The following is a 20,126-nucleotide window of genomic DNA, read 5'->3' as shown; positions in this document are numbered from 1 at the left end:
CTTCCCGTCGGAAGGGGAGCCTCGCGAAAGAGGGGGCTGGCTTATCCCTGTGATGCGGGTGCGGCGGAGACCTGGTCGCCGCTGGCTCCCTGCTGCTTGAGGGACTCGCTCGCCTGCTGCTTGCGCTGCAACTGCTCCACCACCAGCTTGTAGGCGATGTAGTACTTGTAGATGTTGCCCACGTAGGTGACGGTCTCGGGCCCTATCTTCTCCGCCGCCACGTACTCGACGTTGTGAAACCAGACGTTGGGATCCAGTCCTCGTTTCTTGGCCTCGGTGCGCAGCCGTGCCACCCGGGCGGGGCCGGCATTGTAGGAGGCGAACGAGAATAGCGCCTTGTCGAGGGCGGTCATGGGCTCGTCCGCATAGTAGTGGTCGATCATCCAGCGCATGTATTTGACGCCGCCGTGGATGTTGGGCTCAAGCTGGCGGATGTCGCCCACCCTCAGGCCCTTGCCGGTGGCGGGCATGATCTGCATGATGCCGATGGCGCCGACGTGGCTGCGCGCCTGATGGTTGAGGGCCGACTCTTGGTAACCCTGGGCTGCCATCAGCAGCCAGTCCACCTCGTATTTCTCGCCATACGCGCGAAACAGATCCACCACCTGCAGAAACTTCTTGCGCTCGGCCTCGGCGGCGGCGCTTTTGACGAACTTGTTCTGCTTGAGATAACGGGCGAGGAGCTCGTCCCCGGTCGCCTTGCCGCGCAGCGCCTTGATCTGTTCGTTGAGCATGGCCAGCAGTTGCGGGCTCTCCTTGCGCACCGCCCAGGCGATGACGCCCCCTTGCCGGAACACCGGCTGTTCATGGATCCGGATGGCGGGAAAGATCTTCTGCCAGAAGCGCGCCTTGTGCTCGTCCATGACGATGAAAGGGAGCAGGCCGGCGTTGACCATCTCCACCAGATCTTCGTCCTCCAGGGCCTCGGGGGCCGGCTGAATGTCGATGAGCGGCTCTCCCGCCGCCTTGCGTGCCTGGTTGTAGGCCATGAGGCTCTCGAAGTAGCTGGAGGAGGGGCTCACGTAGATGCGCTGGCCGGCCAGGTCGGCGGCACTTTCCACCTTGGGGGAGAGGGGACCGGAGATGAGCAGCTCCCGCACGTTGTCGAGCAGGGGGGCGGTGAATGCCACGCCCTGCTCCTTGCGCTTGTCCGTGATGGTGAGGTTGGCGGCGGCGATGTCACCCTTGCCCGCGATGAGGGCATCCAGCAGGGCTTCGCGTGCCACCGGGATGAAGATCAGGTGCAGCTTGAGATGGCGCTTGAGGTTCTTTTGCTTGCGCAGCTGTTCGTTGAGCCGCTTCTCCAGCGACATGAAGGCGTCGTAGGTGATGCCCCGCTGTATCCCCTTGTCGATGAAGTAACCTGTCTTGTTGTAGGTGGTGAGCACCCGGATGGAGCGCCGTGCCAGCATGGCATCGAGATCGCCAAGCTGGGGCTGGGCCAGCTGGTCGCTGTTGAACGTCAGTGCGGCCGGCTCGGCGTCGGCCTGCGCTGGCGTTGCGGCCTGCAGCGGGCCACACAGCAGTCCGCACAGGAGGATCCATAACCGCGTCATGATACTGCCCTCGTCTGTTTCATTGAGTGTAAGCGGTGGAGGATGGGGGCTTTAGCTCATTGGGTTTGCTCGGCGGGGGGTGGATAGCACCATAGGCCCTATCCGATGAAGGGGCTGGCGAGCGGGGAAGTGGGGAACAGAGCAGAGAATAAAAAGGGGAGCCTCAGTGGCTCCCCTTTGACGACACTTGGTCGGCGCTAGAACCAGAAGCCGATGATGAAGGAGCCTGCCAGGGTCAGCATGACGTTGGCCACCGCATAGGTGCCGGCATAGCCGAGCGCCGGGATGGAGCTGTTGGCCGCCTCGTTCACCACGTCCATGGCCGGGGCGCAGGTACGGGCCCCGGTGATGGCACCGAGCAGCAGGGCCGGGTTCATCTTCAGCACCCAGACGCCGAACAGGTAGCCCACCAGCACCGGCAAGGTGGTTACCAGCATGCCGGAGAAGAGCACCACCATCCCCACTTCGCTCAGGTGATCCAGGATGCCGCCACCGGCTTTGAGGCCGGTGCTCACCATGAAGACGGCAAGGCCGAGATCCTTGGCCAGACGCAGGGCGCCTGGCGGCACATAGCCCACCGTGGGGTGGTTGGCGCGCAGGTAGCCCATCAGGATCCCCGCCAGCAGCAGGCCGACGGCGTTGCCGAGGCCAAACTCCAGCTGGCCGAACACCAGGGAGACGGAGCCAATCAGCAGACCCAGCACGAAGAAGGTGGTAAAGGCCACCAGATCCGTGGTCTGGCTGTGAATGCTGATGAAGCCGATCTTGTTGGCCAGCAGCTTGACCCGCTGCTTCTCGCCGCTGATCTGTAGCACGTCGCCCTTTTGCAGCATGATGTTGCGATCGAACGGCATCTCGATCTGGGAGCGCACCACCCGGTTGAGGAAGCAGCCCTTCTCGGTGAGGTTGAGCTCCACCAGGTGGCGACCCACCACCGCGTCGTTCTTCACCACTATCTCTTCGGTGACGATCTGCAGGTCAAGCAGGTTGCGGTCGAACACCTCCTTGCCGTTGCGGTAGTTGACGTCGAGCTTCTCGTGACTCTCGGGGTAGCCCACCAGGGCGATCTCGTCCCCTTCCTGGATGACGGCGTCACCATCCGGACTCGCCAGGATGCCGTTGCGGCGGATCCGCTCCACGTAGCAGCCGGTGTGAGGATAGATGCCGGTCTCGCGCAGGGTGCGACCCCCGATCCAGGCCGCCAGCTCGGGGCCGACCCGGTAGGCGCGGATGATGGGCAGGTAGGTCTTGCGGCTCTCGTTGTCGGAGAGACCGCGCTCGCGGGCGATCTTCTGCGCCTCGGTGTTGAGGTCGAGCCGTGCCAGCGAGGGGAGGTAGCGCACCACCATCATCAGGCCCACCAGTCCTACCAGGTAAGTCAGGGCATAGCCGATGCCCATGTTGTCGAGCACCGACTGCATGTCGGTCTGATGGGGGAGGTTGAGCAGGCCGCTGCGCAGGGCATCCTGGGCCCCCACCAGCGCCGGGGTCGAGGTAAGCGAACCGGCCAGGATGCCGGCGGCCATGCCCGGCCCCAGGTTGAAGAACTTGGCCAGTCCCACGGTAAGGAAGAGGGCGGTCAGCAGGATCACCAGGGTCAGGGTGATGTAGTGGATGCCGTCGCGCAGGAAGACGCTGAAGAAGTGCGGCCCCGCTTCGATCCCCACGCAGAAGATGAACAGCATGAAGCCGACGTTCTCCGTGGTGGTGCTGAATTCGAAGCCCATCTGGCCGAACAGCAGGGCGGTGAACAACACGCCTATGGTGTTGCCTATCTGGAAGTTGCCGACCCTGACTTTGCCGAGCAGCAGGCCGAAGGCCAGTACCACGAACAGCAGCAGGGAGTCGCTTTGATGTAGCAGTGTCACGAAATCTATGGTCATGCCCGGAAAAACCGAGGAAAAAAGTGGGGCCGACATTGTGCCGGATCCCTCACCAATAAAGAAGCGTCAAAGGCGCATTAATCGGTACTAACCCGCCACCGTCCTCGGGGTCATGAGGGTAACTGGGGGGCACCTGCGGCAATGACCTCTATTTCCCTCTGCCAGCCCCGCTGTCAATTAGTGATTCCTGCTATCTGTGATCCTCGTCTTTGGGGGCCGCTTGAAATTTTACGCTCTGCTGTTTGGTCGGTCGATTTGGCTCTCAGGCAGCATTTTTGACTGATGGGGATGGGATGAGTCTGGCGGTTGGTCGTGGCCCGCCCGTGCAGGGTGACCCATCTGTGGCGGGATGGCGAAAAGATATCTGTAAAAAGCATCTGATGGGGGCATTGGCGACCCATTCGGGGGGCGCGGCAAAAACAGCAGAAAATGAGGTTGGCGAGTCAAACGTGCCGGCCTTGCCGGCAATGGCCTGCCAGCCTAGGCCGTCATTGGCTTTGGCCTACTTACCCACAGAAACTGTGGATAACCCTGTTCATGAAACTTGGTGATCAGGCTGTAGCCCGCGCCAATACTGGGCTGCAATGGCTGTTCAAAAAATACCGGATAAAGATTGTTTCTATAAAAATCAAATAGTTACGCGCAGCAGAACAAAACGCTGTCGAGGCGGATGGGGGAGAAAAAGGGAGAGGTCACCGCAGGGTGCGGCTTGTGCATTAAAATTGGTAGAGGAAAGCACTAAAGTGGATAACTTGCACCGAGATGGTGAGGAGTTGGCTCCCCCGACTGGACTTGAACCAGTGACATACGGATTAACAGTCCGCCGTTCTACCGACTGAACTACGGGGGAACATCAGGCAAGGAGGAGCATCATACAGAGGTCGCATTTCGAGGTCAATAGCCGCTTCTGCTGCCAGAGTGGATACCCAGGCCACCCCATCTCGGAGTACACTTCTGCTCTTGCGTATTTTTTGCCGGGAGTCGTCATGAGCAAGTTATTCAAGCTGGCCAGCCAGTTTCAACCCGCCGGGGATCAGCCAAGGGCCATCGCCCAGCTGCTCGACGGCATCGAGTCTGGCCTCGCCCATCAGACCCTGCTCGGGGTGACCGGCTCGGGCAAGACCTTCACCATGGCCAACGTCATCGCGACCCTCAACCGTCCCACCATGATCCTGGCTCCCAACAAGACCCTGGCGGCCCAGCTCTATGGGGAGATGAAGGAGTTCTTCCCCGACAACGCGGTGGAGTATTTCGTCTCTTATTACGACTACTACCAGCCCGAGGCCTATGTGCCGACCACCGATACCTTCATCGAGAAGGATGCCTCCATCAACGATCACATCGAGCAGATGCGGCTGTCGGCCACCAAGGCGCTGCTGGAGCGGCGCGACGTGGTGATCGTCGCCTCGGTGTCGGCCATCTACGGCCTGGGGGATCCGCAAGCCTACCTCAGCATGATGCTGCACCTCAAAGTGGGGGACGTGATCAACCAGCGGGACATATTGCGCCGCCTCGCCGAGCTGCAATACACCCGCAACGACATGGCCTTCCAGCGCGGCACCTTCCGGGTGCGGGGGGAGGTGATGGACATCTACCCCGCCGAGTCGGACAAGCTGGCCCTGCGGGTGGAGCTGTTTGACGAGGAGGTGGAGCGGCTCTCCCTGTTCGATCCGCTGACCGGCGCCATCGAGCAGACGGTGGTGCGCTACACCATCTACCCCAAGACCCACTACGCCACCCCGCGCGAGACCATCCTGGGGGCCATCGAGCACATCAAGGAGGAGCTCAAGGGGCGACGCGAGCAGTTGTTGTCCCTCAACAAGCTGGTGGAAGAGCAGCGCATCAGCCAGCGCACCCAGTTCGACATGGAGATGATGCAGGAGCTGGGCTACTGCTCCGGCATCGAGAACTACAGTCGCTACCTCTCCGGCCGCGCGCCGGGTGAACCGCCGCCCACCCTGTTTGACTATCTGCCGGGGGACGGCCTGCTCATCATCGACGAATCCCACGTTACCGTGCCGCAGATCGGCGCCATGTTCAAAGGGGACAGATCCCGCAAGGAGACCCTGGTGGAGTACGGCTTCCGGCTGCCGTCGGCGCTGGACAACCGGCCGCTCAAGTTCGACGAGTTCGAGGCGCTGATGCCGCAGACGGTGTTCGTCTCGGCGACCCCGGGCCCCTACGAGCTGGACAAATCCGGCGGCGATGTGGTGCAGCAGGTAGTGCGCCCCACCGGTCTGCTTGACCCCGAAGTGGAAGTGCGGCCGGTCAGCACCCAGGTGGACGATCTGCTCTCCGAGATCCGCAAGCGGGTGGCGGTGGAGGAGCGGGTGCTGGTCACCACTCTCACCAAGCGGATGGCGGAGGACTTGACCGAATACCTGGCGGATCACGAGGTGCGGGTGCGCTATCTGCACTCCGACATCGATACCGTGGAACGGGTGGAGATCATCCGCGACCTGCGTCTGGGCAAATTCGACGTGCTGGTGGGCATCAACCTGCTGCGCGAAGGCCTCGACATGCCGGAGGTCTCCCTGGTGGCCATCCTGGATGCTGATAAAGAGGGCTTTCTGCGCTCCACCCGTTCGCTTATCCAGACCATAGGCCGGGCGGCGCGCAACCTCAACGGCAAGGTGATCCTCTACGGGGATACCATCACCAACTCCATGAAGGTGGCGATTGAAGAGACCGAGCGGCGCCGCGCCCTGCAGCACGCCCATAACCTGGAGCACGGCATCACGCCGAAGGGGCTCAACAAGTCCATCGGCGATGTGATGGACATGGGGGGCAGCCGCACCGCGGGCAAGGCCGGCAAGGGAAGCCGCAAGGCCGCCGAGCCGCAAGGGGAGTACCACGCCCGTTCCGCCAGCGAGATCGCCAAGGAGATCAAACGAATGGAGGAGCAGATGTTCCAGCATGCGCGGGATCTGGAGTTCGAACAAGCGGCGGCGCTGCGGGATCAGATCCAGCGGCTGTGCGGCGAGCTGATCGAGTCATGAGCGCCAGACGCTGGCTCATCTGGCGGCGCCTGCGTCGCCTCTATCAGGGCTTTCGCCATCCTGCCACCCCCTGGTGGGCCAGGGGGTTGGTGATCCTGGTGCTGCTCTACGGCATCAGCCCGGTGGATCTGGTGCCCGACCTGGTGCCGCTGGTCGGCTGGCTCGATGATGCCACCCTGCTGTTGCTCCTCCTGTGGGGCTGGGAGCGCCGTCTGCCGGCGCCGGTGCGCAAGGATCTGGAGAGCGCCTCCTGAGCGGTCAGGGCACGACAGGTTTGCGATGTCGGGGGGAGGCTGAGGCGGGATAAACGGTTTCATTCGAGCGACGCCAAGCGGCGAGCACAGGAGGCAGCCCACAGCGATTGTGGCCTGCCTGGCATTGGCGTAGACTCCACGCCGTTCACATCATGAGTATGGAAAAATGGATCTGATCCTCTTTGCAATCGACTTTATCCTGCACGTTGACGTGCATCTGAAAGAGCTGTTTGAAAACTATGGTATCTGGGTTTACGCCATCCTGTTTCTCATCATCTTCTGCGAGACCGGACTGGTGGTCACCCCCTTCCTGCCGGGTGACTCCCTGCTGTTTGCCGCCGGTGCCCTCACCGTGGGCAGCGTGCTGGACGTGCACACCCTGGCGGCCGTGTTGATCATCGCTGCCGTGCTCGGCAACGTGGTGAACTACACCATAGGTCACTTCTTCGGCGAGCAGCTGTTTCGCAACCCGGACTCCAAGATCTTCCGGCGGGACTATCTGGACAAGACCCACGCCTTCTACGCCAGACACGGCGGCAAGACCATCATCATCACCCGCTTCCTGCCCATAGTGCGCACCTTCGCCCCCTTCGTGGCGGGCATGGGGGCCATGACCTATCCGCGCTTCCTGGCGTTCAATCTGGTGGGTGGTCTGTTGTGGGTCCTTTCATTCGTCTATGCCGGCCACTTCTTCGGCAACCTGCCGGTGGTGCGGCAGAACTTTACCCTGCTCATCTTCGGCATCATCGGTATCTCGCTGCTGCCCATGGTGATCGGCATGGTGAAAGCCAAGCTCAACGCCGGCAAGGTGGCTTCCTGAGTCAGCCTTGTTGGCCGTGTCATGAGAGGGAGCCGCAGGCTCCCTTTTTTGTTTGAGCATGGTTCTGATTGCTGATGGCTCATTGATGAGTCTGGAGGAAAGGCCAATCGGCGAGCAAGCAGGCGGTCATCAGGATGGCTGGCAGGGGAGCTAGACGTTGAAGAACGATATCAGAGCTCAAGACGCCGCCCGCAATCTTCATAAAAAAGGGAGCCACTGGCTCCCTTTTTCATGACGGATGATGCTGGCTTGACCTAGTTGCAGCAGCGCCCCTTGACCAGGTTGCCGATGGCCACCACCACGAACACCAGCAGGTAGGCGGCGAAGATGGCCACTAGCCACTGGGGCATGGAGAAGCTCAGGAACTGCCAGCTGACCTCGCTGCAGTCGCCATCCGGGAAGAACATCCAGGGGATCCACTGATCCAGCGGTGCCCAGCTCGGGAAGTCGACAAACCCTTCGCAGACATTGAAGGGAGAGGGGTTGACCTGATAATCCACATGCTTGAGCGCCAGTTTCAGGCCCCAGAAGGCACTGGCGCCCCACATCAGCAGGGCGCTCCAGCGCACATACCATTTCTGCGGAGCCACCATGCCGAGCAGTGCCGCCATGAGGACCCCGAGGGTGGCAAGCCGCTCATAGATGCACATGACGCAGGGATGCAGACCCAGCACGTGCTGGAAGAAGAGGGCGCTCAACTCGAGGAACAGGGCGGAGGCTGCAAGCAGGCCCCATGCCAGGCGATGGGCGGCTATACGTCGCAGAAACTCTATCATCTGGTTGATCTCACAGAAAAAACAGTGGCTGAATTAGAGCAGAGCAGGGGCCAAAAAGAAAGGGCCCTGGCGGGCCCTCATGGCACTCAGTAGAGTGCGGACAGTACCGCAGGCGCGGCGTTGTCGAGCGTCAGCCAGCCGGCCTGATAGTACCAGTCGGTGAGCGGGCCGAGCAGAAACTCCACCGAGAAGAAACCCACCAGACCCAGCACCAGGGTATAGGGCAGCGCCATCCACACCATCCGGCCGTAGGAGAGGCGCAGCAGCGGCGCCAGTGCCGACGTCAGCATGAACAGGAAGGCGGCCTGGCCGTTGGGGGTGGCTACCGACGGCAGATTGGTGCCGGTGTTGATGGCCACCGCCAGCAGCTCAAACTGCTCGCGGCTGATGGCATTGTTGAGCAGGGCGGTCTTCACCTCGTTGATGTAGACGGTGCCGACGAAGACGTTGTCACTGACCATGGAGAGCAGGCCGTTGGCCAGATAGAAGAGCGCGAGCTGGGCGTCCGGCTCGGCCGCCAGTACCCATTGGATCACCGGCTTGAACAGCTGCTGATCGATGATGACGGCGACCACGCTGAAGAAGACGGCCAGCAGGGCGGTAAAGGGCAGTGCCTCCTGGAATGCCTTGCCGAGGGAGTGTTCTTCGGTGATGCCGGTGAGGGAGGTGGCCAGTACGATGACCGACAGACCGATGAGACCCACCGCCGCCAGGTGCAGGGCAAGCCCCAGAATGAGCCAGAGGGCGATCACCGCCTGCACGATCAGCTTGGCCTTGTCCTGAGCGGTGCGCTCGGCCTCTTCATAACGGTTGTAATCCTCCATGATGCGACGTACCGCGTCCGGCAATTTGGCGCCATAGCCAAACCAGCGACACTTTTCGACCAGGACGCAGGTCAGCAGACCGCAGATAAACACCGGAACCGTGACCGGAGACATGCGAATGGCGAATTCGACGAAATTCCAGCCGGCCTGTTCACCGATGATCAGGTTCTGGGGCTCTCCCACCAGGGTGCAGACGCCACCGAGGGCAGTACCGATGGCGGCATGCATCATCAGGCTGCGCAGGAAGGCGCGAAAGTCATCCAGGTGCTGACGATTGAGCTCGTTGACGGTGCCATCATCGGTGTAATCGTGGGAGTGGCCAAACTCCTTGCCGGAGGAGACCTTGTGATAGATGGCGTAGAAGCCGGTGGCGACGCTGATCACCACGGCAATCACGGTGAGGGCATCGAGGAAGGCTGACAGGAAGGCGGAGACCAGACAAAACGCCAGGGATAGCATCGTTTTGGAGCGGATCCGGATCAGCAGCTTGGTGAACACGTAGAGCAACAGCTGCTTCATGAAGTAGATGCCGGCCACCATAAAGACAAGCAGCAGCAGCACTTCGATATTGGCGACCAGTTCGTGTTTGACCTGCTGTGCCGAGGTCATGCCGATCAGCACTGCCTCGATGGCCAGCAGGCCGCCGGGTTGCAGCGGATAGCACTTGAGGGCCATGGCCAGGGTGAAAATGAACTCGACGACCAGCAGCCAGCCGGCCATGAAGGGATCGAGATAAAAGGCGATCGGGTTGATCAGCAGGAATAGAAGAATAGCGGCCTTGTACCACTGGGGGGCGTTGCCCAGAAAGTTCCTGGCAAAGGCTTGCCCTAAGCTGATTGGCATAATAATGGGTCTCTGTTTTGTGGTTGGTATCTGCGTCTATGCAGTCAAGACAGGCTCGACCAGAACATCCGGATGTTGTCCCTTATCAGATTGATTCCTCATGATTTTAATCAAAAAGAGCATTAACTATAAATAACATAGTCGCGCTTGCCCATGAGTATGGTGGTTTTATGGGCAAGCCAGGGGTTGGCTGGCACCTATTGCCGGCTTAAATACATTTTTTTAACAAAATTACCCGCTGATGTGAGCAGAGGACTGACCTTCTGCTTGCCAGCCCTCCCTGCTTTGCTATTATTCGTGAGCCTTTTTTACGTACTACAACAGAGTCACTACATGGTCATAAAAGCGCAGAGCCCCGCAGGGTTTGCCGAGGAATACATCATCGAGTCCATCTGGAACAATCGCTTTCCTCCAGGATCCATCTTGCCGGCCGAGCGCGAGCTGTCCGAGCTGATTGGCGTGACCCGAACCACCTTGCGTGAAGTGCTGCAGCGTCTGGCCCGCGATGGCTGGCTCACCATCCAGCATGGCAAACCGACCAAGGTGAACAACTTCTGGGAGACCTCCGGACTCAACATTCTGGAGACCCTGGCTCGCCTCGATCAGGACAAGGTACCGGATCTGGTGGCTCAGCTGCTGTCGGCGCGTACCAACATCTGCACCATCTTCATTCGTGGCGCGATCCGCAACAACCCGGAGCAGGCCGCCGAGATCCTGCGCGGCGCCGCCGAGGTGGAGAACAGCGCCGAAGCCTATGCCGACTTTGATTACCGGTTGCACCATCAGCTGTCGTTCGCCTCGGGCAACCCCATCTACGCCTTGATCCTGAACGGTTTCAAAGGACTGTACAGCCGGGTTGGCCGCTACTACTTCTCCGACAAGCAGGCGCGTGAAACCGCGGATGCCTACTACAAGACCCTGCTTAACCTGGCCGAGACCAAGAATCACGAGGCCGTGTTCATGACGGTGCGCCAATACGGCATCGAGTCCGGCAAACTCTGGACCCGCCTGCGCCAGGACATGCCGAGCAATCTCTGCGACAACTGAGCCTGTTCTGATGCAAGAAAAACGCGCCGATTGGCGCGTTTTTTTATGGCTGCAAGGTGAGGGGATCAGACCGGCTTCTTCTCCGGACAGCGCCCTATGATGTCGGGAGGCAGTTCGCCATTGTCCTGCTCCAGTATCACGTCGAAGCCCCACAGCTGGTGCAGATGCTTGAGCACCTCGTGACGGGAGTCACCCAGCGGGATCCGGTTGTGTGGCACATAGCGCAGGGTGAGGGAGCGATCCCCCTTCACCGCCACGTTGTAGACCTGGATGTTGGGCTCCAGATTGCTCAGGTTGTACTGGGCTGACAGGGTATTGCGCACCTGACGATAGCCTTCGTCATTGTGGATGGCCGAGACCTTCAGGTAGTTCTTCAGATCGTCGTCATCGATGGCGAACAGCTTCATGTCGCGCATCACCTTGGGACTCAGGAACTGGCTGATGAAGCTCTCGTCCTTGAAGTTCTGCATGGCGAAATGCAGCGTCTCTACCCAGTTGCTGCCGGCGTAGTCGGGGAACCAGTATCTGTCCTCCTCGGTCGGGTGCTCGCAGATGCGGCGCAGATCGGTGAACATGGCAAAACCGAGGGCGTAGGGGTTGATCCCCGAGTAGTAGCGACTGTTGTAGGGGGGCTGATAGACCACGTTGGTGTGGCTGTGCAGCACCTCGATCATGAAGCGATCGCTTATCTTGCCCTCATCATAGAGGTGGTTGAGGATGGTGTAGTGCCAGAAGGTGGCCCACCCTTCGTTCATTACCTGGGTCTGTTTCTGCGGGTAGAAGTACTGGCTGATCTTGCGCACGATGCGCACTATCTCGCGCTGCCAGGGCTCCAGCAGGGGGGCATTCTTCTCGATGAAATAGAGAATGTTCTCCTGTGGCTCGGCCGGATAGCGTCTGTCTTCCACCCCGGAGGCCTTGTGCTGTTTGGGCAGGGTGCGCCACAGCTCGTTGACCTGGGTCTGCAGATAGTCTTCCCGTGCCTTCTGGCGTCGCTTCTCTTCGGCCATGGAGATCTTTTGAGGCCGCTTGTAACGATCCACCCCGAAGTTCATCAGTGCATGGCAGGAGTCGAGCAGTTTCTCCACCGCGTCGATGCCGTGCTTCTCTTCACATTCGGTGATGTAGTTCTTGGCAAACAGCAGATAGTCGATGATGGAAGAGGCATCGGTCCAGGCCTTGAACAGGTAGTTGTTCTTGAAGAAGGAGTTGTGGCCGTAGCAGGCGTGGGCCATCACCAGGGCCTGCATCGGCATGGTGTTCTCCTCCATCAGATAGGCGATGCAGGGATCCGAGTTGATGACGATCTCGTAGGCCAGCCCCATCTGGCCACGCTTGTAGTTGCGCTCGGTGTGGATGAAGCGCTTGCCGAATGACCAGTGCTGATAACCGATGGGCATGCCGACGCTGGAGTAGGCATCCATCATCTGCTCCGCCGTGATCACCTCTATCTGGTTGGGGTAGGTGTCCAGTCGATAGAATTTGGCGACCCGGGCTATTTCTTGATGGTAAATGTCCAGCAGGTCGAAGTTCCAGTCCGGGCCATCGTCCAGCGGCGCTACTTTTCTTGCGGTTTCTACCATATGACCTCCCTCAAGCCGCTTGCTTCTTGAACAGCTCCCGGAATACCGGATAGATATCCTCGACCTTGCGAATATGCTCCATCGCGAAGTGGGGGAACTGGCTGGCGACCGACTCATACTCGTGCCACAGGGTCTGGTGAGCACGGGTGGTGATCTCGATGTAGGAGTAGTACCGCACCCGCGGCATGATGTCCCGCACCAAGATCTCCCGGCACTGCGGCGAGTCGTCGGCCCAGTTGTCACCATCTGACGCCTGTGCCGCGTAGATGTTCCACTGGTTGGCGGGGTAACGTTCGTTGATGATGTCGTTCATCATCTTGAGCGCACTGGAGACGATGGTGCCGCCCGTCTCCTGGGAGTAGAAAAATTCGTGCTCGTCCACTTCCTTGGCCTGGGTGTGGTGACGGATGTAGACCACTTCGACGTTCTTGTAGGTCCGGCTCAGGAACAGATAGAGCAGGATATAGAAACGCTTGGCCATCTCCTTGGTGGCCTGATCCATGGAGCCTGACACGTCCATCAGGCAGAACATCACCGCCTGGCTGGAAGGCACGGGCCGTTTGACGAAGTTGTTGAACTTGAGATCGAAGGTGTCGATAAAGGGCACCGCATCGATCCGTCTCTTCAGCTCGCGGATCTCTTTTTCGAGCTGGGCCATCTCCGCAAAGTGTTCGGTGGGATCGGCGGCCAACAGGGCGAGACGATCCTCCAGTTCGTGCAGTTGGCGTTTCTTGCCTGCCTGCAGCGCCATGCGGCGGGCCAGCGAGTTTTGCAGTGAACGCACCACGTTGATGTTGGCGGGCACCCCGTTGGAGGTGTAACCCGCCCGGTAGGTTTTGACTTCCATCAGCTGATTGAGCTGGGTCTTTTGCAGCCTCGGCAGTTCCAGATCTTCAAACAGCAGGTCCAGATACTCATCCTTGGAGATCTGGAAGACGAAGTCGTCCGCCCCCTCTCCCTGATTGGAAGCCTGCCCCTCGCCGGAGCCCTGACCGCCACCTCCTCCCTTGGGGCGGTCAATCTTGTCGCCGGAGACGAATTGATCGTTGCCGGGGTGCACCATCTCCCGTTTACCGCCTTGCCCCTGATGGAAATGGGGCTCGCCGATGTCCTTGGTCGGGATGCTGATGCTCTCGCCGGTATCCACGTCCTGAATGCTGCGCTTGGAGACAGCATCAGAGACCGCTTGTTTGATCTGCTTCTTGTAGCGGCGGATGAAGCGCTGCCGATTGACAGCGCTTTTGTTTTTGCCGTTGAGCCTGCGGTCGATAAAATGCGCCATAACTCCCCCTTGAACAGTCAGGGTCAGGATGACTTGCGTACCCTGAGATACCACTCGGAGAGCAGACGCACCTGTTTGCGGGTGTAGCCTTTCTCCATCATCCGTTCGACAAAGTTATCGTGCTTCTTCTGCTCCTCGGCCGAGGTTTTGCTGTTGAAGGAGATAACCGGCAGCAGCTCTTCCGTGTTGGAGAACATCTTCTTCTCGATCACGGTGCGCAGCTTCTCGTAACTGGTCCAGTTGGGGTTACGGCCTGCATTGTTGGCGCGGGCACGCAGCACGAAGTTGACGATTTCGTTGCGGAAATCCTTCGGGTTGCTGATCCCGGCGGGTTTTTCAATTTTCTCCAGCTCGCTGTTGAGGGAGGCGCGGTCAAACAGCTGGCCGGTCTCGGGGTCACGGTACTCCTGATCCTGGATCCAGAAATCGGCGTAGGTGACGTAGCGATCGAAGATGTTCTGACCGTACTCGGAGTAGGACTCGAGGTAGGCGGTCTGGATCTCCTTGCCGATGAACTCCACGTAGCGCGGGGTCAGATAGCCCTTGATGAATTCAAGGTAGCGGTCGTGCAGCTCCTGCGGGAACTGCTCGCGCTCGATCTGCTGTTCCAGCACATAGAAGAGGTGTACCGGGTTGGCCGCCACTTCCGCGTGATCGAAGTTGAAGACGCGGGAGAGGATCTTGAACGCAAAGCGGGTGGAGAGGCCATTCATCCCCTCGTCGACGCCGGCGTAATCGCGGTACTCCTGATAACTCTTCGCCTTGGGATCTGTATCTTTGAGACTCTCGCCATCATAGACCCGCATCTTGGAGTAGATGCTGGAGTTTTCCGGCTCCTTGAGGCGCGACAGCACGGAGAACTGACCCAGCAGCTCCAGAGTCCCCGGGGCACACTTGGCATCGGTCAGCTCACTGTTGACCAGCAGCTTCTCGTAGATCTTCACCTCTTCCGACACCCGCAGGCAGTAAGGCACCTTGACGATGTAGACCCGGTCGAGGAACGCCTCGTTGTTCTTGTTGTTGCGGAACTGCTGCCACTCGGATTCGTTGGAGTGAGCCAGCAGGATTCCGTCGAAGGGGAGGGCGGAGAGCCCCTCGGTCCCGTTGTAGTTCCCCTCCTGGGTGGCGGTCAGCAGCGGGTGCAGCACCTTGATGGGCGCCTTGAACATCTCGACGAACTCCATGATCCCCTGGTTCGCCTTGCACAGCGCGCCCGAGTAGGAGTAAGCGTCGGCGTCATCCTGGGCGAAGTGCTCCAGCATGCGGATGTCCACCTTGCCGACCAGGGAGGAGATGTCCTGGTTGTTGTCATCGCCCGGTTCTGTCTTGGCGATGGCAATCTGGTCGAGGATGGAGGGGTTGACCTTCTCCACCTTGAACTTGGTGATGTCGCCACCAAACTCGTGCAGCCGCTTGGCGACCCAGGGGGACATGATAGGGCGCAGGTAGCGGCGCGGGATGCCGTACTCTTTTTCCAGCAGCTCGCCATCTTCTTCAATGTCGAACAGGCAGAAGGGGTGATCGTTGACCGGTGACCCCTTGATGCGATAGATAGGCACCTTCTGCATCAGGGATTTGAGTTTTTCTGCCAGCGAGGATTTACCACCGCCGACCGGGCCCAGCAGATAGAGGATCTGTTTCTTCTCTTCCAGCCCCTGGGCGGAGTGTTTGAGATAGGAGACGATCTGTTCGATGGCCTCTTCCATGCCGTAGAAGTCTTTGAAGGCGGGATAGCGTGCCACGACGCGGTTGGAAAAAAGACGACTGAGTCTGGGATTGGCAGAGGTGTCGACCATCTCAGGCTCACCGATGGCGGTCAGCAGACGTTCGGCGGCGGAGGCGTAGCAGGACTTGTCCTGCTTACACATATCCAGGAACTCCTGGATGCTGTATTCCTCTTCCCTGGCTTTCTCATATCGCTGTTGATAATGCTCGAAGATGCCCATAACTTTGCCCTCGTTATAGTCGCTTACCCTGAAAAGAGTGGATCACTACTTTTGTTCTGTTTACCTCATTAAGCCTAGTCAACAGCCCCCAGTAATCCATCACCAACTATTGGTTTAAATTTGCAAGGGTACTTCCCGACCCGATGCGGGAAGGCGCAATCAGTGACACACCTATGTTACTGACTGTTAAATTATTTTTGCCATGATAGTGAGGCAAATGTCAAAGACATAAAAAATAAATGTTTGTCAAAAAATGGAAACTGCACCGCATTGTTCCTGGCCGGCTGCCGCAAGCGCAGTCAGGGCAAGGGGGAGCGCGCCACGCAGCAGAAATGGCATTACGTTTACGTGCACGTAAAGTTAATTGTTTGGTGTTTTAGCTCTAATTTTTACATTGACGCTACATTGCGACTGCTCTAGATTGGCCCTGTGTCGGGCAGTCAGCGCTTTAGCAAGAGAGTGGCTGGTTGCAGATACAAAGCTCTGTTTAAGCACGTTTCCGTTGGCTTGACCCTCGCAAATGCGAGGGTCTTATTTTTTCAGCGCAATCGACGCTGTCTGGTGAGCTAGTGATCGTGGTGGCGCGGATAAATGCGGGAAACCGCCGCCAGGACGTCGGCGAAGGGGTGGGATGCCAGCTGGCCAAATCCGGCCAGGCTTTTCGCCTTGACCCGGGTGGTGAGTGGCGTGGCGATGCCGCACAGAAAACGGGTCAGGACGCGCGGATGCCGGGTGTGACACAGGGCCACCAGGGGATCGCACCAGGCTTTTAGTCCCTGTTCATTGGGCTGTGTCCGGTCGGGCAAGGGAGGGAGCTCTGCCACCTCGCCCCGACAGACAGAGCAGTGCCCGCAATGAGTAGGTGCTGCCTGATCGGCAAAGTAGCGTGCCAGTTCATGGCTCAGGCAACTGCTTGAGGTGAAGAAACACAGCAATGCCTGCAGACGGGCCAGCTCGCTGTGTTCCTTCTTTTCAAACAAGTTGTGCAGCTGATCGGCCAGGGTAGTTACGTCAATCTCCTGGCGCAGCACCCGGTAAACCTCGGTCATCTGCTTGCTTTCCAGTTCGATCCAGCCCTGCTGCTGCAGGTAGTCCAAGGCCGCCGCCGCGCGGTGCCGCTCCCCCTGATAGCCTTGCCAGAGCGCATCGAAGTCCATGGTGCACCAGCTACGGGCCTGCGGGGCGCAGGCGAACAGCTGCTCCAGGAACAGGCGTCGCTCCGGATTGAAGCGGGCCAGGATCTCCGCTTTCTCCAGCACGAACTTGAAACGGTACTCGGCAAAGTAGCTGTAGGCCGGGGCTATGATGCCCGCCATCTCCAGATAGACCAGCAGGGTCTTGAGAGGCAGTTGGCGGATGTTGGTCTCATTGGACAGACGCAGCAGGCTGAATTCCCACTCGCTGCCGCTTTGCAGCAGGATCTCGAGCAGCGCGACGATGGCCGAGCGATCCGGAGTGTCGCCATAGACGAAATTCTCCAGCACCGGCAACTGGCTGCGATTGGCCAGCACGATGCAGCGGGAAGGCTGGCCGTCGCGGCCGGCACGGCCTATCTCCTGGCTGTAGTTTTCGATGGACTTGGGCAGATCGTAATGGATCACCCGGCGAATATCGGCCTTGTCGATGCCCATGCCAAAGGCGATGGTGGCCACGATGCAATCCAGCTTGCCGGTCATGAAGTCGTGCTGGATCTGGCTGCGCAAGGTGGCGTCGAGCCCGGCATGATAGGCTCTGGCCCTGATCCCGCGCTGCTGCAACTGGGCGGCACAGGCTTCGGCGGTGTGTTGCAGGGTGACGTAGATGATGGTGGGGGCGGCGGGATCGCGCGCCAGTTCCCCATGCAGCCAGCCATCGCGCGCCTCGGTGGGCAGGGGGACGACGGCCAGGTCCAGGTTGGCGCGATAAAAGCCGGTGACGATGAGTCCGTCATCCTCGATGTCGAATTTGGCCTGCATGTCGGCCATCACGGCCGGGGTGGCGGTGGCCGTCAGCAGCAGCACCTGGGGAATGGCCAGTTCACGGCGATAGTCAGGCAGCTTGAGGTAGTCGGGGCGAAAGTTGTGGCCCCATTCCGAAATACAGTGGGCCTCGTCCACCACCAGCATTGACAGCGGCACCTGCTGGATGAAGCGACGAAAGCGCTCGTTCTTGAGGCGCTCCACCGAGATCATCAGGATCTTGAGCTGGCCGTCGTTGGCCTGCTGCATCACCCGGCGGCTCTCCTCCGCAGTCAGGCTGGAGTCGAGGGTGGCGGCGGCGATCCCCTTGCTGCGCAAAAAGGCGAGCTGATCGTGCATCAGTGCGATCAGGGGGGAGATCACCAGGGTCAGGTGGGGCAGGGCCAGTGCCGGCAACTGATAGCAGAGGGATTTGCCGGAGCCGGTGGGGAAGATGGCGGCGGCGTTCTTGCCCGCCAGTAGCCGGCTGATCACCTCTTCCTGTCCCGGCCTCAACCGATCGAAGCCAAAGTGACGGGTCAACAGGGATGAGATCATGGCAAAGGCTCCGCGGCAAAACCGTCATGATACCACCGCCGGGTGGAGGCTGGAGGGCAATCGGGGGGGAAAATGGCATCCATTTGAGCGTTGTTGATATTGTGTTATCTCGGTGTTGTAGATTTTTTGTGAGGCGAAGCGGATATTTTTCAGTGATTCTGTGGAAAAAAGCGGCTGCAGATGGGATATTCCTTGTCCGCAACCCCGTGTGTTTCCGGACAGGCTCGACAGAAGGCTTGCCGGGGCAGACGACGCCAGCCCGTGACATGGGTGTCGCCTGGTGTAGCGGTTGCCAACAGGACTAATGATTCACGCACTTAGGTGCTCAGGGACTATTTGATGACACAACAACACCCCCTCATAAGACTGGTCAACAGCACCAGCCTGGTTAGCCAGATCCTGGTCGGTCTGGTCTTCGGTATCCTCCTTGCCATGTTCATGCCGGAATGGGCCAAAGCGGCGGGTCTGCTCGGCAGCCTGTTCGTCGGCGCCTTGAAGGCGGTGGCGCCGCTGCTGGTCTTCGTACTGGTGATGGCGGCGATCATCGGCCACAAGCAGGGTCAAAAAACCAACATGAAGCCGATCCTGCTGCTCTATCTGCTGGGAACTTTCCTGGCGGCTGCGGTGGCCGTGGTTGCAAGCTTCCTGTTCCCCACCAACCTGCACCTGGTGGCGAACAGTGCCGAGATCACCCCGCCGGGCGGCATCACCGAGGTACTGCAGACCCTGCTGTTCAACGTGGTGACCAACCCGGTCAAGGCGCTGCTGGACGCCAACTACATCGGCATTCTGGCCTGGGCCATCGGCCTTGGCATCGCCATGCGCCACGCCAGCGAAGGGACCAAAGCGGTGATCACCGACCTGTCCCACGGCGTCTCCACCATTGTGAAAGCGGTGATCCGCTGCGCACCGCTCGGCATTCTGGGTCTGGTAGCCTCCACCCTGGCGGAAACCGGTTTTGAGGCCCTGTTTGGCTATGCCCAACTGCTGGTGGTGCTGATCGGCTGCATGCTGTTCATCGCCTTCGTGGTCAACCCGCTCATCGTGTTCTGGAAGATCCGCCGCAACCCCTATCCGCTGGTGCTGACCTGCCTGAAAGAGAGCGGCGTCACCGCCTTCTTCACCCGCAGCTCAGCCGCCAACATTCCGGTCAACATGACGCTGTGCGAAAAACTGCGTCTGCCGGAGGATACCTACGCGGTCTCCATCCCGCTGGGGGCCACCATCAACATGGCCGGTGCGGCCATCACCATTACCGTGCTCTCCATGGCGGCGGTCCACACCCTGGGGATGGACGTGGATCCGGCGACGGCCATTCTGCTCTCCGTGGTTGCGACCGTCAGTGCCTGCGGCGCCTCCGGTGTGGCCGGCGGCTCCCTGCTGCTGATCCCGCTGGCATGCAGCCTGTTTGGCATCAGCAACGACATCGCCATGCAGGTGGTGGCGGTCGGCTTCATCATCGGCGTGCTGCAGGACTCCGCAGAGACGGCCCTCAACAGCTCCACCGACGTGCTGTTCACCGCCGCGGCCTGCATGGCCGAAGATGAGACCCTGCTGGACATCTCGCCGGTGCCCAACAGCGAAGCCTGATAGCCGTATCTTCGCATCACAACGACAACGCCCTCATTTGAGGGCGTTTTTTTATTGCTGTTAGGATGGGGCGGGTAGCTGTCGTGACTCCTGGCAACTCTCCCGGCAAGCAGAGAAGAAGGCTTCACGACCAGAAACCCGGTAGCCGTCACTGGGTCGGGATGGAGGGGGGGCGAGCGTGGAAGAGAGAGGGCTTTGCCGTCTCGGGTGAGTTGATCGGCTTGACGG

At 59.8% G+C, this 20,126-nt stretch carries 13 protein-coding genes and 1 tRNA gene; 5 read left to right on the top strand and 9 right to left on the bottom strand.

All coding sequences use genetic code 11. The features are described 5' to 3' along the window. Nucleotides 1–41: 41 nt before the first annotated feature. From CK627_RS16135 to CK627_RS16120, 3 genes are all read right to left on the bottom strand, one after another. Complete coding sequence (locus CK627_RS16135; RefSeq protein WP_095592854.1) at nucleotides 42–1,556, bottom strand: MltF family protein; 1,515 nt, start codon at nucleotides 1,554–1,556, stop codon at nucleotides 42–44. 197 nt (nucleotides 1,557–1,753) lie between these two features. Then, nucleotides 1,754–3,439 (bottom strand): aspartate:alanine antiporter, encoded by a 1,686-nt coding sequence (locus CK627_RS16130; RefSeq protein ID WP_010634129.1) that lies wholly within the window; start codon nucleotides 3,437–3,439, stop codon nucleotides 1,754–1,756. Nucleotides 3,440–4,213: 774 nt separating this feature from the next. Continuing rightward, nucleotides 4,214–4,289 (bottom strand) — tRNA-Asn (locus tag CK627_RS16120). 136 nt (nucleotides 4,290–4,425) lie between these two features. Here CK627_RS16120 and uvrB point away from each other — a divergent pair. The 3 genes from uvrB to CK627_RS16105 all read left to right on the top strand — a co-directional run bounded on the left by uvrB (nucleotide 4,426) and on the right by CK627_RS16105 (nucleotide 7,512). Next, nucleotides 4,426–6,438 carry an excinuclease ABC subunit UvrB gene (gene uvrB, locus CK627_RS16115; RefSeq protein ID WP_095592852.1) on the top strand — a complete coding sequence of 671 codons (2,013 nt, stop codon included), beginning with the start codon at nucleotides 4,426–4,428 and terminating at the stop codon, nucleotides 6,436–6,438. Continuing rightward, the gene (locus CK627_RS16110) at nucleotides 6,435–6,692 is read left to right on the top strand and encodes a YkvA family protein (RefSeq protein WP_095592851.1); all 258 of its coding nucleotides are present in this window, start codon (nucleotides 6,435–6,437) and stop codon (nucleotides 6,690–6,692) included. The genes uvrB and CK627_RS16110 overlap by 4 nt, the downstream gene beginning before the upstream one ends. A gap of 166 nt (nucleotides 6,693–6,858) precedes the next feature. Beyond that, nucleotides 6,859–7,512 (top strand): DedA family protein, encoded by a 654-nt coding sequence (locus CK627_RS16105; RefSeq protein ID WP_017765434.1) that lies wholly within the window; start codon nucleotides 6,859–6,861, stop codon nucleotides 7,510–7,512. 254 nt (nucleotides 7,513–7,766) lie between these two features. Here CK627_RS16105 and dsbB read toward each other — a convergent pair whose 3' ends face one another. Both dsbB and nhaB read right to left on the bottom strand, forming a co-directional pair. Next, nucleotides 7,767–8,288 (bottom strand): disulfide bond formation protein DsbB, encoded by a 522-nt coding sequence (gene dsbB, locus CK627_RS16100; RefSeq protein WP_005300350.1) that lies wholly within the window; start codon nucleotides 8,286–8,288, stop codon nucleotides 7,767–7,769. Nucleotides 8,289–8,374: 86 nt separating this feature from the next. Then, nucleotides 8,375–9,955: a Na(+)/H(+) antiporter NhaB gene (nhaB, locus tag CK627_RS16095; RefSeq protein ID WP_005300353.1), complete on the bottom strand. Its 1,581-nt coding sequence runs from the start codon at nucleotides 9,953–9,955 to the stop codon at nucleotides 8,375–8,377. Between the two features lie 333 nt (nucleotides 9,956–10,288). On the opposite strand from nhaB, the gene fadR reads away from it, so the two are divergent. Further along, the gene (gene fadR, locus CK627_RS16090; RefSeq protein WP_005300356.1) at nucleotides 10,289–11,002 is read left to right on the top strand and encodes a fatty acid metabolism transcriptional regulator FadR; all 714 of its coding nucleotides are present in this window, start codon (nucleotides 10,289–10,291) and stop codon (nucleotides 11,000–11,002) included. A 65-nt stretch (nucleotides 11,003–11,067) separates the two neighbouring features. Here the strand turns inward: fadR and CK627_RS16085 are convergent, their stop codons facing one another. From CK627_RS16085 to CK627_RS16070, 4 genes are all read right to left on the bottom strand, one after another. Beyond that, a complete protein-coding gene (locus tag CK627_RS16085) occupies nucleotides 11,068–12,585 on the bottom strand; it encodes a SpoVR family protein (RefSeq protein ID WP_005300359.1) in 1,518 nt (505 codons plus the stop codon). Nucleotides 12,586–12,595: 10 nt separating this feature from the next. After that, nucleotides 12,596–13,867, bottom strand: coding sequence for a YeaH/YhbH family protein (locus CK627_RS16080; protein WP_010634123.1), 1,272 nt, complete (start codon nucleotides 13,865–13,867; stop codon nucleotides 12,596–12,598). Between the two features lie 23 nt (nucleotides 13,868–13,890). Further along, on the bottom strand, nucleotides 13,891–15,813 hold the full coding sequence (locus CK627_RS16075; protein WP_005300364.1) for a PrkA family serine protein kinase: 1,923 nt from the start codon (nucleotides 15,811–15,813) through the stop codon (nucleotides 13,891–13,893). Nucleotides 15,814–16,379: 566 nt separating this feature from the next. Then, complete coding sequence (locus tag CK627_RS16070) at nucleotides 16,380–18,308, bottom strand: RecQ family ATP-dependent DNA helicase (protein WP_095592850.1); 1,929 nt, start codon at nucleotides 18,306–18,308, stop codon at nucleotides 16,380–16,382. A 339-nt stretch (nucleotides 18,309–18,647) separates the two neighbouring features. Here CK627_RS16070 and sstT point away from each other — a divergent pair, with 339 nt between their 5' ends. Continuing rightward, nucleotides 18,648–19,898 (top strand): serine/threonine transporter SstT, encoded by a 1,251-nt coding sequence (gene sstT, locus CK627_RS16065; RefSeq protein ID WP_010634121.1) that lies wholly within the window; start codon nucleotides 18,648–18,650, stop codon nucleotides 19,896–19,898. Nucleotides 19,899–20,126 lie beyond the last annotated feature (228 nt).

This window comes from Aeromonas dhakensis (assembly GCF_002285935.1).
Classification (GTDB): domain Bacteria; phylum Pseudomonadota; class Gammaproteobacteria; order Enterobacterales; family Aeromonadaceae; genus Aeromonas; species Aeromonas dhakensis.
The sequence above is the reverse complement of the archived record's forward strand: the minus strand, read 5'-3'. Positions and strand labels throughout refer to the sequence as shown.